This is a genomic window from Microbacterium pygmaeum (assembly GCF_900100885.1).
In the GTDB taxonomy this organism is placed as follows: Bacteria; Actinomycetota; Actinomycetes; order Actinomycetales; family Microbacteriaceae; genus Microbacterium; species Microbacterium pygmaeum.
The window spans coordinates 3,542,610-3,558,311 of sequence record NZ_LT629692.1 but is presented as its reverse complement, the minus strand read 5'-3'; the positions used below and the strand labels follow the sequence as shown (position 1 = coordinate 3,558,311).

Annotated in this window: 15 protein-coding genes; 10 read left to right on the top strand and 5 right to left on the bottom strand. The window is 70.8% G+C overall.

Translation table 11 applies throughout. The features are described from left to right. The first annotated feature begins 39 nt into the window (after positions 1-39). Positions 40-738: a hypothetical protein gene (locus tag BLT19_RS17020; protein ID WP_197672991.1), complete on the top strand. Its 699-nt coding sequence runs from the start codon at positions 40-42 to the stop codon at positions 736-738. On the opposite strand, the gene BLT19_RS17015 is transcribed toward BLT19_RS17020, so the two are convergent. Then, positions 702-2,321: a DUF4082 domain-containing protein gene (locus BLT19_RS17015; RefSeq protein ID WP_091492797.1), complete on the bottom strand. Its 1,620-nt coding sequence runs from the start codon at positions 2,319-2,321 to the stop codon at positions 702-704. The genes BLT19_RS17020 and BLT19_RS17015 overlap by 37 nt on opposite strands. A gap of 159 nt (positions 2,322-2,480) precedes the next feature. Here BLT19_RS17015 and BLT19_RS17010 point away from each other — a divergent pair, with 159 nt between their 5' ends. Then, on the top strand, positions 2,481-3,347 hold the full coding sequence (locus BLT19_RS17010) for a hypothetical protein (protein ID WP_091492794.1): 867 nt from the start codon (positions 2,481-2,483) through the stop codon (positions 3,345-3,347). Positions 3,348-3,366: 19 nt separating this feature from the next. On the opposite strand, the gene BLT19_RS17005 is transcribed toward BLT19_RS17010, so the two are convergent. The 3 genes from BLT19_RS17005 to BLT19_RS16995 form a co-directional block, all read right to left on the bottom strand. After that, positions 3,367-4,020 (bottom strand): polysaccharide deacetylase family protein, encoded by a 654-nt coding sequence (locus BLT19_RS17005; RefSeq protein WP_091492792.1) that lies wholly within the window; start codon positions 4,018-4,020, stop codon positions 3,367-3,369. Continuing rightward, positions 4,017-4,901 carry a glycosyltransferase family 2 protein gene (locus tag BLT19_RS17000; RefSeq protein WP_091492790.1) on the bottom strand — a complete coding sequence of 295 codons (885 nt, stop codon included), beginning with the start codon at positions 4,899-4,901 and terminating at the stop codon, positions 4,017-4,019. The genes BLT19_RS17005 and BLT19_RS17000 overlap by 4 nt, the downstream gene beginning before the upstream one ends. A 176-nt stretch (positions 4,902-5,077) precedes the next feature. Beyond that, entirely contained in the window at positions 5,078-6,646 is a 1,569-nt protein-coding gene (locus BLT19_RS16995; protein ID WP_091492787.1) for a sugar transferase, read from the bottom strand. Positions 6,647-7,594: 948 nt separating this feature from the next. Between BLT19_RS16995 and glmS the strand changes: the two genes are divergently transcribed. The 4 genes from glmS (at position 7,595) to tsaE (ending at position 11,690) form a co-directional block, all read left to right on the top strand. Beyond that, positions 7,595-9,448, top strand: coding sequence for a glutamine--fructose-6-phosphate transaminase (isomerizing) (gene glmS / locus BLT19_RS16990; protein ID WP_091492783.1), 1,854 nt, complete (start codon positions 7,595-7,597; stop codon positions 9,446-9,448). A gap of 76 nt (positions 9,449-9,524) precedes the next feature. After that, complete coding sequence (locus BLT19_RS16985) at positions 9,525-9,932, top strand: holo-ACP synthase (RefSeq protein ID WP_091492780.1); 408 nt, start codon at positions 9,525-9,527, stop codon at positions 9,930-9,932. Positions 9,933-9,937: 5 nt separating this feature from the next. Then, the gene (gene alr / locus BLT19_RS16980) at positions 9,938-11,053 is read left to right on the top strand and encodes an alanine racemase (protein WP_091494350.1); all 1,116 of its coding nucleotides are present in this window, start codon (positions 9,938-9,940) and stop codon (positions 11,051-11,053) included. Between the two features lie 202 nt (positions 11,054-11,255). Beyond that, positions 11,256-11,690: a tRNA (adenosine(37)-N6)-threonylcarbamoyltransferase complex ATPase subunit type 1 TsaE gene (gene tsaE, locus BLT19_RS16975; protein WP_091494346.1), complete on the top strand. Its 435-nt coding sequence runs from the start codon at positions 11,256-11,258 to the stop codon at positions 11,688-11,690. Between the two features lie 5 nt (positions 11,691-11,695). Here the strand turns inward: tsaE and BLT19_RS16970 are convergent, their stop codons facing one another. After that, the gene (locus BLT19_RS16970; protein WP_091492778.1) at positions 11,696-12,652 is read right to left on the bottom strand and encodes an alpha/beta fold hydrolase; all 957 of its coding nucleotides are present in this window, start codon (positions 12,650-12,652) and stop codon (positions 11,696-11,698) included. A 283-nt stretch (positions 12,653-12,935) separates the two neighbouring features. On the opposite strand from BLT19_RS16970, the gene tsaB reads away from it, so the two are divergent. From tsaB to BLT19_RS16950, 4 genes are read left to right on the top strand one after another with little or no spacing between them, the layout of a single operon-like run. Further along, positions 12,936-13,595, top strand: a complete 660-nt coding sequence (gene tsaB / locus BLT19_RS16965; RefSeq protein WP_091492776.1) for a tRNA (adenosine(37)-N6)-threonylcarbamoyltransferase complex dimerization subunit type 1 TsaB — start codon at positions 12,936-12,938, stop codon at positions 13,593-13,595. Further along, a complete protein-coding gene (gene rimI, locus BLT19_RS16960) occupies positions 13,592-14,092 on the top strand; it encodes a ribosomal protein S18-alanine N-acetyltransferase (protein ID WP_091492774.1) in 501 nt (166 codons plus the stop codon). Before tsaB ends, rimI begins: the two co-directional genes overlap by 4 nt. Then, positions 14,089-15,156 (top strand): tRNA (adenosine(37)-N6)-threonylcarbamoyltransferase complex transferase subunit TsaD, encoded by a 1,068-nt coding sequence (gene tsaD / locus BLT19_RS16955; protein WP_091492771.1) that lies wholly within the window; start codon positions 14,089-14,091, stop codon positions 15,154-15,156. The genes rimI and tsaD overlap by 4 nt, the downstream gene beginning before the upstream one ends. Beyond that, on the top strand, positions 15,153-15,656 hold the full coding sequence (locus BLT19_RS16950) for a hypothetical protein (protein ID WP_231917705.1): 504 nt from the start codon (positions 15,153-15,155) through the stop codon (positions 15,654-15,656). The genes tsaD and BLT19_RS16950 overlap by 4 nt, the downstream gene beginning before the upstream one ends. The last annotated feature ends 46 nt before the right edge of the window (positions 15,657-15,702 follow it).

Here is a 15,702-nt window from a genome sequence, read left to right as displayed (position 1 = left end):
CGCGATCATGGTCGAGCGTTAGTCTATTGGAGGGGACTTATGACTTTCTGGGAGCTTCTCAGGGCGATTCTGCGGTACTGGCCCGTGGTGCTGGTCGGCGCGCTCTGCACGGTGCTGGTCGCGCTGACCGTCGTCGACGATGACGGCGTGCACTTCACGCGCACGGAGATCATCTTCCTGGCCCCCACCAGCCCGACCTACCCGAATGCGCTGCGCACCCAGTCCGAAGACGTCATCGACATGGCCGGGGTCGTCGCCAAGCGGGTCACCGGTCCGGCGGAGGTGCCGAAGTTCGCCAGCCCCGATGTCACCCTCGTCGGGCTCGGCGTGCGCGACGGATGGTCGCTGCGACTGCCTGACACCGGCGGGCAGTGGAGTTCGAACTTCGCCACGCAGCGACTCGTGCTCGATGTCGTCGGCCCGACGGAGGAAGCGGTGCGCGCGCGTCAGATCGAGGTGCTCGACCGCGTCTCCGCCGAGCTCTCCGCGCTGCAGAACAGCATGGGCGTGGACGCGGTCAACGAGATCACCGCGATCGCCGCGCCGGAGTCCACGCGGATCACGCACGTCGGGGGCAGTCGTCCTCGTGCGCTGGGCATGACGCTCGCGCTCGGCGTCGGGGCGAGCATCGCCGTCGTCCTGCTGCTGGAGCAGCGACGCCGGCGCGCCGCCTTCGCGGAGGTGCGCCGGCGCGAGCCCGCTCAGTTCGCCGGGGCGACCGGCGTTCCGTCGTCGTAGAGGTTGTTGCGCCACACGGCTCCGGGAGCGTTGATGTCGAAGGACGTGATCGGCCCCCACCACCCGCACACGTAGCCGCGCCCGCCGTCACCCATCGAGGTGCCGCGCTGCCACACGTTGTCGATGAAGCGGATGTCCCGGGTCTGGCCCGAGAAGGGCTTGCCCGCGGTCGACCCGCCGTAGGCGCAGTAGCCGCCGGATCCGGCGACGATCAGGTTGTTCTCCACCCGGTTGTTCTGCACCGGATCGAAGTCCGGGTAGCCGGTGAGAGCGGCCGAGCATCCGGCATCCGGTGCGAAATCGGGCGCATCGCACGCGATCGTGTTGTGGATCAGGGTGCTGTTCGTGTTGATCCGGATGCCTGATTCATGGTTCACGCCGGAGGTGTCGTGCCACTGGCCGTGCACGTAGGAGTCCTGCACCGTGCAGTTGGCGTAGCAGTTGATCGACCGGGTTCCACCGGTCACCTCGACCCGCGTTGCGGTGAAGAAGGCGTCGCCGATCCCCGTCGCCGCCCCGTTGCCGGCGAAGACCTCGCTGTCGGTGATGGTGAAGGAGCCGATGCCGTCGTTGTAGTCCGCGTAGATCGTGCCGGTGATCCGGGAGTTCTTGACGACGACGTCACGGGCGAGGATGCGCAGAGAGCACTTCACGTCCTTGCCGTCGATGACCGTCCCGGCGGCCTGGATCGTGCACGGCCCGGTGTACGCGGACAGGGTCGTCCCCGCGGGCACGCCCGTCGTCGCCGAGTTCGGGAACGATCTGCCGAGTGCGGTGAAGCCGCCGGTGCTCGGGGGAGCGGGGGTGGTCGTCGGCGTCGGCGTCGGCGTCGGGGTCGGCGGCTTCGGGGTCGCGGTCGGGGTCGCCGTCGGCGTGGGCGTCGCGGTCGGGGTCGCCGTCGGCGTGGGGGTCGCGGTCGGGGTCGCCGTCGGCTTGGGGGTCGCGGTCGGGGTCGCCGTCGGCTTGGGAGTCGAGGTCGGCGCGGCGGATGCCTGGTAGACGACGTCCACGAGGTAGTTGGAGCCCTGGTAGGACGAGGTCGGGACGCTGCCCGTCTGTCCATAGCGGTAGACCCCCGCCCCGGCAGTCAGCGCGAATCCGTTCTGGGTCTTCGCCACGCCGAGATCGCGTGCGATGGCGGGATAGCCGCCCTTGGGCGCGTGATACGAGACCACGTAGGTGCTGCCGGCGTTCAGCGAGACGGGCGTCGACAGCGGTACGGTGCGCCAGCCGGCGGTGGTGGACTTCGAGAAGCTCACACGCGCGAGCACCCGCCCCTCGGCCGTCCACAGCGTGGCGGTCGTGACATCGCGCGCACCTCTGCCCTGGTAGTACTGCAGCGCTGTCACGGTGCCGTTCTTCTGCGGCGAGAATTTCACCCCGAGCTCGACCGCTGCGCGGTCCGCGTCGACCGCGATCGTCGGTTTGAGGTCGTCGGCGAAGATGCCGGTGGTGGAGGGCGCGGCCACGGCCGGAGCGGTGGCGAAACCGGTGATGGCGACGGCGAACGCGATCGCCGCGGAGAGCACCCACCGGATGCGGTTTCGGGCGGCCGGAGCGGCGGGCGGGGCGTGATGATTCATGGTCGATCCTGGAGGGGGGTTCGGGAGGGCTACTGGCAGTATTGCCCACGAGCGACAAAATGCCCGGTCGAATGAGAGAACCCTCACGTGGGACCGAGCGGCGGAGCGGGCGACGAAGGGTGGCGCGGTGGGGATCGAGTGCGAGAGAAAGACCGGCGGATGAGCGACGCGTCGCCCCGTCTGGCGCCTGTCCTCGAGGCCGACGTGGACGCCGTCGCGGCCTTCCTGCACCGTGAGCTGAACAGTCGGGTGACCGTCTCCTCATGGGCTGCGCTGCTGCGGCCGCCCTGGCAGGCGGGCACCGCGAACCGGGGGTTCCAGCTCCTCGAGGACGATCGGGTCGTCGGCGTCTACGCGGCGGTGTACTCCGAGCGGGAGATCGACGGTGAGCGTCGGCGCTTCTGCAATCTCGCCGCGTTCTGCGTGCTCGAGGGGCATCGTGCCCACAGCATCCGACTGCTGCGCGCGATCCTCGGCGAGCGATGCGACGTGTTCACCGACCTCTCGCCGAGCGGGAACGTCGTCGCGGTGAACGCCAGACTCGGCTTCGCGACCCTCGAGGGCCCTACCGTGCTCACCCCGAACCTGCCGTGGCCCGCGAAGCGCGGAGTCGCGATCTCGGCCGACCCCGCAGCGCTGACAGCGACCCTGCGCGGCGCGGACGCCACGATCCATCGGGATCATCGAGATGCGGCGGCGGCCCGTCATCTTCTGGTCACGGATGGGGACGACTACGCGTACCTGGTGTTCCGGAGGGATCGCCGCAAGCGGCTGCCGATCTTCGCCACGCCGCTCTACGTCGGGGGCAGCCCGGCTCTGCTGCGCTCCGCGTGGCCGGCCGTCGCTTCGCACCTGCTGCTACGTCACGGCATCGCCGCGACCCTGGCAGAAGAGCGCATCCTCGGCTTCACCCCCGGGTTCGGACGCCGGCTCTCGTCACCGCGCACGAAGATGTTCCGCAGCAAGACCGTGCCCGCCGCCGGCATCGACTATCTGTACAGCGAACTGGCGCTGCTTCAGTGGTGAGGGCTCCTCGCTCCTGCGCTCACCGGACGCGCTTGAGCGCGCTCTTGAGCAGACCGCGAGCGTCTTCGAGCCCCGGACGACGTGCGAGGCGGGCGCGGATCGACTCGCGCGTGTCGTCGGCGGTCACGCTGTAGCGCGCCTGGAACCAGGAGCCGGCTCGCGCTGGGAAGCGGTCGCTGGTGTAGACCGCGGCGTAGTCGCAGCGCTTCAGCCGGTGCACCAGCGCCCGGTCGTAGCGACCGAGCGGGAGCGCGGCCTCGTCGACGGGCCCAGCGCTGGCCTCGCTGAGCGCGCTGCGCGCCTCGACGAGTTCGCGGGCGGCCACCTCGTCGGACACTCCGCGCCAGGGGATGTGCGACCAGCCGTGGCTGCCGATCGGCATCCCCGCCGAGCGCAGCAGGCGAAGGTCGGCCGGGCGAAGGCTCGCGGGGTCATCCAGCCGACCGGCGAGCGCGAAGAACGTCGCGGTCAGACCGCGATCCTGCAGCGCGGGAAGTGCAGCCGCAGCATCCGAGATGTTCCCGTCATCGAAGCTGAGCCGCACCTCCGGGTGCAGCGCGATCTCGTCCAGCAGTCGAAGGAAGTGCGACTCGCGCACCCAGTAGCGCGCCTCGCCGTCCTCCCGCTCCCGCGCGCACACCCCGACGCCGTGGAAGCAGAGATTCGTGATCACGTGGCCATCCCGTGCGTGAGCATCGCACCACGTTCGCGTGTGCTCGGGTCCTGACCCCAGGACGTGCCCGCCGTCGGCGTGTGTCGTGCCCGGCGCGCTGCCAGCACCGTGATCGCGGCGTACGCGATCCCGCGCAGCCACAGGCGCGGATGCGGCAGAGCCACGCGCAGCCACGCCCATCGGTCCGACGGGCGGACATCGACGTGGATCTGCCCGGTCGCCGCCGCTGCGCGCATCTCGGCGTTCCCGCGACGCACTCGCACCAGACGGTTCATCAGGTCTCGCGTGCGGTACGGCGCCTCGATCAGCACCGAGACGCCGCCGACCTCCGCCTTCTCCGAGGCGGCGAACTGCGAGTCCAGGAAGAGGTCGTCCGCGACCATGCTGGGGAACGCGCCGAAGCGCTCGCGACCTTCCTGCGAGACGACGATGAGTCCTCGTCCGAACAGGCTGTTGTGGAACGCGGGGAGCCGCTCGTTGATGGCGAAGTACGCGCGCACCGGCCACTGGCGGCCTGCGGTATTCAGCTGACGACACGGAACCACCGCCAGGGCCGTCGGGCTGACCTGCAGGCTCTCGACCAGCGCGGCCACGGCACGGTCGGGGACGACGATGTCGGCATCCAGGTAGACGCGCGGGTACGACGAGGCGACGGCATCCCCGGCGTTCAGCGCGCCCGCCTTGCCTGGCTCGGTGCGGTCGATCACGGTGACCCCGTAGGCGCCTGCCACCTCCGCCGTGTGATCGCTGCAGCCGTTGGCCACGACGATGATCTCCTCACGGCGCACGTCCTGTTTCAGCAGCGCATCCAGACACGCGCCGATGACGCGCTCCTCGTTGTGGGCGGCGATGACGAACGTGGGTCGGGTGCTTTGGAACATGCTCATCCTCCTTGATGAGTGCTGGCGCCGGGCCAGGGGTGGCGAGGTCGAAAGGGATCCACGGCCGGGCGCGTCGGCGCTCACAGCGCTGAGGCGGGGCGCCGACGAGGGACGGGGTGACCCGGCCGTGGATCCGGTCTTGGGTGTCGAGAAGGCTGTAGTGGCAGCCATGGCGCTCAGTACGCGCCGTTCGGGCGCACCATCACCCGGGCGGTGCGCCACATGATCATCAGATCGGTCATCACCGACCAGTTCTCGACGTAGTGCAGGTCCAGGCGCACGCTCTGCTCCCAGGTCAGGTCGCTGCGGCCGCTCACCTGCCAGAGACCGGTGATGCCCGGCTTGATGTACAGGCGGCGCCGGACGGCGTGGTCGTACCCGCCGACCTCGTTGGGCAGCGGCGGCCGCGGGCCGACGACACTCATGTCGCCCCGCAGCACGTTCCAGAACTGCGGCAGCTCGTCGAGCGAGAAACGCCGCAGCACCTTCCCGATCCGGGTGACCCGGGGGTCGTCGTGGATCTTGAACAGCGGCCCGGCCGCCTCGTTGCGTGCGGCCAGTGCGGCGAGCTCGCTCTCGGCGGAGGTTCGCATGGTCCGGAACTTGACGATCTCGAACTCCCGGCTGTTCAAGCCGACGCGCCGCTGGCGGAAGAACAGCGGACCCGGCGAGTCGAGGGAGACCGCCAGCGCGATGAACGGTGTGAGAAGGGCGATCGGCACAAGGGCGACCGTGGCGATGAGGATGTCCAGCGCCCGCTTGTAGACGTGGCGCGCACCCTCGAAAGTCGGGATCCGCACCTGCACGAGGGGGAGGCCGTCCACCTGCCGGAGCGAGATGCGCGGGCCGGCCACATCCGTGAGGCGACTCGAGAGCACGAGGTCAGCGGCAGTGCCCTCCAGCTCCCAGCTGAGCCGCCGGGTGTAGTCGGCGTCGTCGAGCTGGCTGGCGACGATGATCGTGTCGGCACCGATGGCCCGTGCCGCCGCCGCAACCGTGCCCGGCGTCCCGACGACCGCGAAGGACTCGTCCTCGACCAGCAGTGCGGCGCCGGCATCCGTCTCCGCCAATGCCGCGCCGACGACGTGATAGCCGAAGTGGTCGTTGCGTCGGAGTGTCCCGATGACGTGCTCGACGTCGCCGCGGCGACCGACGACGATCGTTCGGGACACCGATCGCCGCGCGTGCCGCTGCGCGATCAGCCAGCGTCGCCATGCGTGCCGGCCGAGGAGGAGACCGAGCAGTCCCACGGGGAGGGCGAGGATCAGCTGGTCGCGCAGGCCCGACCACGAGAAGACGGTGAATGCGATCGCCAGCACGCCGAAGGCGAGTCCGGTTGCATGCGCCACCCGGACGTACTCGGCGCTTCCCGCGCCGATGACGCGCGGCGCGCGGGTCTGGAACGCCCAGAGCATCACCAGCCAGGTCACCGTCGCCCCGAGCGGCAGTCGGGTCAAGACCCACGGATCCTCGACGAGGACGCGCGGTGCCGCGGCGAGCAGATGCAGCACCGAGGCCGAGACGGTGGCGGTGGCGATGATCGCGGCATCGGTGACGATCAGCCGGATGCGGAAGCGTCGCTCCCACAGGCGCCGTCGCTCCAGTGCCGGTGTGGCGCGCCGGATGGCCGCATCGGTCGCGGATGCCGCGGCGCCGCGCGCATCGCGATCGACGGACGGACGCGGCGTGGCCGGGATCTCCGGGATCCACGTCGCGGATGCGGCGCCCGCATCGACGGCCGTCATCGCGCTGTTTCGTTCCGGTGCGTGCGAGCGGCGTGTTCACGTAGCCGTGCACCGTCGAGCGTGCGCATCCGCGCACCCCCAACAGTGCGCGGGTACGCCGAATGGCGTATCCCCATGACGTGCTATCCCCAGTATCCCCAGTAGCGGGCCCCATACCCGCGTTCACATCGAAGAGAAGACCTCGTCCCCGACCCCAGATCGGGAGGCCTTGCTCCGCGGACCCCTCCGCGGTGCACTCTCTCGACATCTTGCGATGTCGGATGTGGGGGAATCCTAACCCACGAGTCCCGAATCGGAGAACACTTTTTTCTTCGCGCATCGGCGGTGTTCGAGCGACGGCGATGCCCGCATCGACGGCGATGTCGGAACAGCGGAAGCGTCCGCGCGCAGAAGCACCCGACCCTGCGCATAGCGCCCTTCGGTGGGCGTCACACGCAGGGCCGGGTTCCGGCGAGTTCTCCCCAGAAGTCCCCGCTTTTGAGCGCGGCAGCGGTGACCAGTTCGTGCGTCCCCAGAGGCACACCCTGCCCTGCGCGAACACTGTACATCCGCAACCCTTGTCCACCAAATGGGGGACAAGAATTCTCATGAAGTTCCTATCCGCGTGTCCCGTGGTTCCTATCCGCGCGTCCCGTGCGCGACTCACGAGCAGTGTGTCGTGTGCGTCGACCGGCCGGATCGGCCGAGAAATCCGGGAGTCGATCCCCGCCAGCCGCTACAATCGGGACCGCCTCCGGCGTAGATCTCGCCTGTCCCCAGCAGTAAGAGACGGTCCGCTCCCCAGCGGCACGTTGCGAATCGGCCGCCGGGGTGAGCGGGCCCCCTCGCCTGGCCGTCCCAAACGGTCGGCTCGAGGGGGCTCGCGTCTCGTTCGAGCCGGCCGGCCGGCATCCGATCGGCCCCGCCGCCTCCGGAGTTCGCACAGGCAGCCGATCTAGGATTGGCCCCATGTGTGGAATCGTCGGATACGTGGGCCCTCGCGACAGCCAGGCCATCCTCCTCGCCGGGCTGGCGCGGCTCGAGTACCGGGGGTACGACTCCGCAGGCGTCGCCGTGATCGACGGCAACGGCGACCTCGGCATGCGCAAGCGCGCCGGCAAGCTGAAGGTGCTGCGCGACGACCTCGAGGCGAACCCCCTCGCCGACGGCACCACCGGCATCGGTCACACCCGCTGGGCGACGCACGGCGGACCCACCGACACCAACGCGCACCCCCACCTGGCCGACGACGACAAGCTCGCCGTCATCCACAACGGGATCATCGAGAACTTCTCCGAGATCAAGGCCGACCTGCTCTCGGAGGGCTGCACCTTCCGCAGCGAGACCGACACCGAGGCCGCGGCGATCCTGCTGGGGCGCGAGTACGCGGCATCCGGTGGCGACCTCGAAGCCGCGTTCCGCGCGGTCGTCAGCCGTCTCGAAGGGGCTTTCACCCTCCTCGCGATGCATGAGGACCACCCCGGCCTCGTCGTCGGCGCCCGACGGAACTCGCCCCTGGTGATCGGGCTCGGCGAGGGCGAGAACTTCCTCGGCTCCGACGTCGCCGCCTTCGTCGAGCACACGCGCAACGCGCTCGCGATCGGGCAGGACCAGATCGTCTCGATCACGCCAGGGGCCGTCACCGTCACCGACTTCTTCGGCGAGCCGGTCGAGGTCGAGCCGTTCGAGGTGCTGTGGGATGCCACGGCCGCCGACAAGGGCGGCTGGACGAGCTTCATGGCCAAGGAGATCAGCGAAGAGCCCGAGGCCGTGCACAACACGATCCTGGGCCGGACCCGCGGCGGGCACGTCGTCATCCCGGAACTCGACGGCCTCGATGACCTGTTCTCCGGTATCCAGCGCATCATCATCGTCGCGTGCGGGACCGCCGCCTACGCCGGCGCGGTCGGCAAGTACGCCATCGAGCAGTGGGCGCGCGTGCCGGTGGACGTCGAGCTCGCGCACGAGTTCCGCTACCGCGACCCCGTGATCGGCGCGGACACGCTCGTCGTCTCGATCAGCCAGTCGGGCGAGACCATGGACACCCTGATGGCCGTCAAGTACGCCCGTGAGCGCGGCGCGAGGACCCTGTCGATCTGCAACACCCAGGGCGCGACGATTCCGCGCGAATCCGACGCGATCGTCTACACGCACGCCGGGCCCGAGGTGGCCGTCGCCTCGACCAAGGCATTCGTCGCCCAGATCACCGCGCTGTACCTGCTCGGCCTGCACATCGGCCGCGTCCGCGGCACGATCGGCGACACCGAGGCCGCGCAGCACGTGCTGGAGCTCGAGTCGATCCCGGACAAGATCCGCCGCATCCTCACCACCGAGCAGGAGCGCATCGAGCAGCTCGCACACTGGATGGGCGACACGCGTTCGGTACTGTTCCTCGGTCGTCACGTCGGATACCCGATCGCGATGGAGGGGGCGCTCAAGCTCAAGGAGCTGGCATACATCCACGCCGAGGGCTTCGCGGCGGGCGAGCTCAAGCACGGACCCATCGCCCTGATCGAACCCGGACAACCGGTGTTCGTCATCGTGCCGTCGCCCCGCGAGTCCTCGGAGCTGCACAAGAAGGTCGTCTCGAACATCGAGGAGATCCGCGCGCGCGGCGCGCGCGTGATCGTGATCGCCGAGGAGGGGGATGCCGCGGTGCTGCCGCACGCCGACGAGGTGCTGCGCATCCCGCTGGCTGGACCGCTGTTCGAGCCGCTGCTGGCCGTGGTGCCGCTGCACATCTTCGCCATGGGCCTCTCGACGGCCAAGGGCCTGGATGTGGACCAGCCCCGCAACCTGGCGAAGTCGGTGACCGTCGAGTAGACGTCGGCGGAACCCGGGCGATCGTCCGCGCCGATCGCCCGGGATACAGTGGCGGAGTGCTGAAACGGGTTCGCGCGTGATCGTCGGGATCGGCGTCGACCTCGTCGACATCGCGCGCTTCGAGCGCACGATCGAGCGGACTCCGCGGCTCCTCGAACGCCTGTTCACAGCCGATGAGCGCCGGTTGCCGCCCCGGTCGCTCGCCGCGCGCTACGCCGCCAAGGAAGCGCTCATCAAGGCCCTCGGCGGGTCGGACGGCGTGCACTGGACCGAGATCGAGGTCACGCCCGAGGCATCCGGTCGTCCGTGGTTCACCCTCACCGGATCGACCGCCGCCGTTCTCGCCGACCGCGGCATCACGACGGTGCACCTGTCGATGTCGCACGACGCCGGCCTGGCGACCGCGTACGTGATCGCCGAATCGGCCCTTCCCAGCGCGGCGTTTCTCAGCGCGACGCCTCCCGACGACGGGGCGCGCACGTGACCGCCATGCCCCCGGGCGTGATGCGCGAAGCGCGCATCGACGTCGGCGCCATCACCGCCAATGTGCGCCACCTGCGGCGCCTGACCGACTCCGAGATCATCGCGGTCGTCAAGGCCGACGGCTACGGACACGGTGCCGTTCGCACCGCAGCCGCCGCACTCGACGGCGGCGCGACCCGACTCGGCGTCGCCGACATCGGCGAGGCACTGGCGCTGCGCCGCGGCGGGATCATGGCGCCCATCCTCGCGTGGCTGCACGCCCCGGGTGCCAACTTCACCGAGGCCGCCTCGGCAGGCGTCGAGCTCGGCATCTCGAACATCGACCAGCTCCTGGCCGCTGCCGCGGCGGCATCCGGCGAGCACGCGGTCGGCGTGCACCTCAAGCTCGAGACCGGGCTGAGCCGCAACGGCATCGCGCCCGAGGACTACCGCGTCGTCTTCGCCGAGGCCGCCCGACTCGAGCGGATCGGCAAGCTGCGCGTGATCGGCCTGTTCAGCCATCTCTCCAACGCGTCCGCCGACGACGACCGCGCGGCGCTGCGGCGGTTCGAGGAGGGCGTCGGCGTCGCGGCATCCGCTGGTCTCGCCCCGCCGCTGCGGCATATCGCCGCCACGCACGCGGCGATCGCGCTTCCCGAGGCGCGGCTCGGCTGTGTGCGCATCGGCATCGGACTGTACGGACTCTCACCCTTCGCCGACCGTTCCTCGGCCGACCTGGGACTGCGGCCCGCGATGACGTTGCGCGGCGCGGTCGCCGCGGTGCGCCGCGTGCCCCCCGGCCAGGGAGTCTCGTACGGCTACGACTACCGCACCGAGCGCGAGACCACCCTGGCGCTCGTGCCCGTCGGCTATGCCGATGGCGTGCCACGAGCGGCGTCCGGCGCAGGACCGGTCACGATCGGCGGCACGCGGTTCTCGGTCGCGGGTCGCATCGCGATGGACCAGTTCGTCGTCGACGTCGGCGATCACCCCGTCTCGGTGGGCGACGAGGTCGTGCTGTTCGGGGATCCGACGCTGGGCGTGCCCGCGGCGGACGAGTGGGGCACGGCCGCGGGCACCATCAACTACGAGATCGTGACGCGCATCGGCCCACGCGTGCCGCGGCGGCAGGTTTCGGCGTGACGGGGCGGGTGCGGCTGCCGGTCTCGGCGCCCGCGTGTGTCATGACTCCGCCTGGGCGCGGCCCGCGTGACGGAGCGACCGCGGAATCCCGGGCATCGGTCGTCGCGGCCCCGATGCAGAGGCTGAGTTATGACACGGGAGGCGCCGCACAGTGACCCTCGACACCCTGCTCGGGCGCCGCGAGGTCGCCACGCCCGATGACATGGAGACCTTCGGCGAGAAGATCGGGCGGATGCTGGCCCCCGGCGACCTCCTCGTCCTCACCGGCCCGCTGGGCGCGGGGAAGACGACCCTCACCCGCGGGATCGCGGCGGGGCTCGGCGTGCGCGGCCCCGTCCAGAGTCCGACATTCGTGATCGCCCGGACGCACCCGTCCCTCGTCGACGGCCCCCCGCTCGTGCACGTCGACGCCTACCGGCTCGGCTCGGCGCTCGAGCTCGACGACCTCGACATCGATCTGGACGGCTCGGTCGTCATCGTCGAGTGGGGCCGCGGGATGGTCGATGGGCTCCGCGACCGATGGTGGGAGATCGAGCTGGAGCGCCCGCGCGGCGATCAGCTCGACGTCGCAGCGCCCGACGCCGAACTCGATGCCGATGCGCCACGGACGGTGACGGTCACCCGCCACCCCCGCTGAGCCGGCTACGAACGAGCCGCGCCGTCCAGCGCGTTCGCGGTGCGTCGTGCGACGCCCGTTGACTGCTCCCGAAGAAGCGCGTCGAGCACGGCATCCGGACGCTCGATGTGCGCGAAGTGCCCGGCACCGGCCAGGCGCACCTCGCGGAACTCGGGGATCAGGGCGATGAAGGCCGCGGCATCCGACTCTCCGGCGAAGACATCGCGCGCTCCGCGGACGGAGCGCACCGGACAGCGCACTCCGGTCCAGGTCCGCAGTTCGTAGGCTGCTGCCAGCCGTGCGGCCGCGCCGAACGCGGCGGGGCGGGCCTCGTCGGCGAACGCCGCGACCACCGACGGATGCACGGACGCCGAGAACAGCGGCGCGGTGAGTGCCGGCATCCATCCCCGTTCGGCCAGGAAGCGCACGAACCCGCGCCCGGCCGCGCCGAACGCGGCGAGCGCGCGCATCCCGAGCAGCATGCCCGCGAAGCCCGGCAGCGCGAGGCCGCCGCGAAGCGGCCGGCGGATCGCATCGACGACGGCGGCGCCGCTGGCCGAGACGAGTACGACACCGAGCGTGGAATCCGGATGCCGCGCAGCGACGTCCAGCGCCACGAACCCGCCCAGCGAGTGACCGACTACGCGCCACGAGTCGTATCCGAGCGCTCGCGCGACCTCGACGATGGCGTCCGAGAGATCGCCGACGCTGTGCACGCGATCGATGCCGCAGCTCTCACCCCAGCCGGGCAGGTCGAGTGCGATCACGTCGGTCAGCGGCGCGTGGGCGAGAGCGGATGCCGCGAGCAGCGGCGTCCAGGTCGTCCACGATCCGGCGGCGCCGTGCAGGAGGATCGTCGCCGGGCCGCCCGTGCGCCGGCCCGCGCGCACCACGATCTCACCGACGGAGGTCGGGATGACGAGGCGCTGCAGGCCGAGCGCCTCCGCGTCGGTGCGGAGCGGGAGCGCGTGCGGGAGGTTCACGCTCGTTGTTCGTGGCCGTCGGGGGATCGGATGCCTCGCGCCGCCGCGCCGCACGCTGCGCGCCCGACACCGTACCCACGCCGCGCTCGCGGATCCCGCCGCCGCGCTGCGCGCTGCGCGCCGCGCCGAGACACCGTACCCACGCCGCGCTCGCGACACCAGATCAGGAGATCTCACCGGCACAGGACGTTCTGCGCCGAATCCTCCTGTCCCGGCGAGATCTCCTGATTCGGCGACTCCGCCGAGCACCGCCCGCGCGGGCGCCCCCGACTACCCTGGAAGGGTGATCCTCGCCATCGACACGTCCCTCGGCACCGCCGTCGCGGTGGTCGAGGACGACGGCGTCGTGCTGGCCACGGAGTCCAGCGAGAATCCGCTCGGGCACGCCGAGGCGATCGGCGATCTGCTGCAGAGGGCCCTGGCCGCAGCCGCGCTGTCCCGCGAGTCATCGAGCGAGTCGCTGACCTCTGTCGCTGCGGGCATGGGTCCCGGCCCGTTCACCGGACTGCGGGTCGGGATCGCCGCCGCCCGCGCGTTCGCGCTGGGCCGCGGCATCCCGGTCGTGCCGGTGCCCAGCCACGATGCGATCGCGCTCGAGGTCCTGCTCGACGGGATGCTCGGCGAGACCGACACTCCTCGTTTCGCCGTGGTCACCGATGCTCGCCGCCGCGAGTTCGCCTACACCGTCTATGACGGCATCGACGACGACGGACTCCCGATCCGCGCGACCGAGTCGATGCTCATCCCGCGCGTTGACCTCGACGAGCGCCTCGCCGAGCTGGGGGCCCAACGCCGGGACGCGACGGCGGTGCCGGCCGCGATGGTCGCGCTCGTGGCATCCCGAGCCCTCGCTTCCGGCCGCACCCTCACCGGCACCGAGCCGCTGTATCTGCGTTCGCCCGACATCACCCTGCCCCACGCGCCGAAGCGGGTGGGCACATGACGACGCGTCCCGCCACCCTGGACGACCTCGAGGCGATCATGGCGCTCGAGCGCATCTCCTTCCCGACCGACGCCTGGTCGGAGACGATGATGCGCGAAGAGCTCGCATCCCCGCACGGCTGGTACCTGGTCGTCGAAGAGGCCGGGAATCTGATCGGGTACGCCGGGCTCCGTGCGGTGAAGGGGGCGACGGATGCCGACATCCAGACCATCGCGATCGCCGCGAGCGCGCGCGGCCGAGGTCGCGGGCGCGCCCTCGTGACCGATCTGCTCGCCGAGGCGGCGCGGCGCGGCACGCGCGACGTGTTCCTCGAGGTGCGGGCCGACAACCCGGTGGCCCAGGCGCTGTACGCATCGGAGGGCTTCACCGAGGTCGGCCGCCGCGCGCACTACTACCAGCCCGACGACGTCGACGCGATCGTGATGCGCCTCGACGTGTCCGGCTGGACGGCACGCAACCGCCCCGATGACGGCGCCGAGGCGGGAGCCTGCACGTGAACCGCGCCGAGCCGCTGATCCTCGGGATCGAGACCAGCTGCGATGAGACCGGCATCGGGATCGTCCGCGGCCGGACGCTGCTGAGCAACACGATCGCCAGCAGCATGGACGAGCACGCCCGCTACGGCGGCGTCGTGCCCGAGGTCGCCGCGCGCGCCCACCTCGAGGCGCTCACCCCCTCGATCGAGGCCGCGCTCTCCGAAGCAGGGGTTGGCCTCGACGAGCTCGACGCGATCGCGGTCACCTCCGGGCCGGGGCTGGCCGGCGCACTCATGGTCGGCATCGGTGCGGCCAAGGCGCTCGCCGTCTCGCTCGGCACGCCCCTGTACGCCGTGAATCACCTCGTCGGGCACATCGCCGCCGACATCCTCGACGGCGATGCGCCGCGGCTGGAGTACCCCACCGTCGCGCTGCTGGTGAGCGGCGGTCACACGTCGCTGCTGCTCGTGCGCGACCTGACCGGCGATGTCGAGCTCCTCGGCGAGACGATGGACGACGCCGCCGGTGAGGCCTTCGACAAGGTGGCACGACTCCTCGGCCTGCCCTACCCGGGCGGCCCCGAGATCGATCGCGCGGCAGCGGAGGGCGACCCGACGGCGATCGCCTTCCCCCGTGGGCTCTCCCGGGCGTCGGATCTCGCCAAGCACCGCTACGACTTCTCGTTCTCCGGGCTCAAGACGGCCGTCGCGCGATGGACCGAGCAGCGCTCGGCGCTCGGCGAAGACATCCCGGTCGCCGATGTCGCGGCATCCTTCCGCGAAGCCGTCGTCGATGTGCTGGTCACCAAGGCTCTCGCCGCGTGCGCGGACCACGGCGTCCCTCGCCTGCTCCTGGGTGGCGGAGTGATCGCCAACCGCAGGCTTCGCGATGTGGCGAAACAGCGAGCGGATGCCGCGGGCGTCACGCTCCGCATCCCTCCGCTGTCGCTGTGCACCGACAACGGCGCGATGATCGCGGCGCTCGCCGCCGAACTCGTGATGGCCGGTCGGGAGCCCTCGACCCTCGCCTTCGGCGCGGACTCGACGCTGCCGGTGACCGAGATCCAGGTGGGGGCTCTGTCATGAGCGATCGCGAGCCCGGCACGGAACCCGAGGATGCTGAGCCGAAGCCCTCGATCACCCAGCCGAAGCCCCCCGTCGTCGAACCCCCGTCGCCCGATGTCGCCCCGGTCGGAGCCGAATCCGGTGTTCCCGGCCGCCACCGCGGCGGGTTCGAGCGCTGGCCCACCGCGCCGGTCGGCGTCCTGCCGGAGGAGCTGACGGTCGAGGGTCCATCCGAAGACCAACCGCTCGTCCTGTGGGCGCCACCCGAACCGCGCGCGCCCTATCGCGGACTCGCCGCCTGGTCGCTCGGATTCGCGATCGCCGCACTCGTGCTGTCGATGTTCATCGGATGGGCCTTCCCCGTCGGACTCGCCGCCATCATCGCGGCGATCGTCGCGCTGCGGCGTCCCCTCGAACCGCGGGGAGTCGCCGTATGGGCGATCGTGCTGGGCGCGATCTCGGTGGTCTACAGCGCCGGGTGGTTGATGTGGGCGGGGACCCAGGTGGATCTGTTCGTCTGACCAGGTGGATCTGTTCGTCTGACCAGGTGGATCTGTTCGTCTGAGC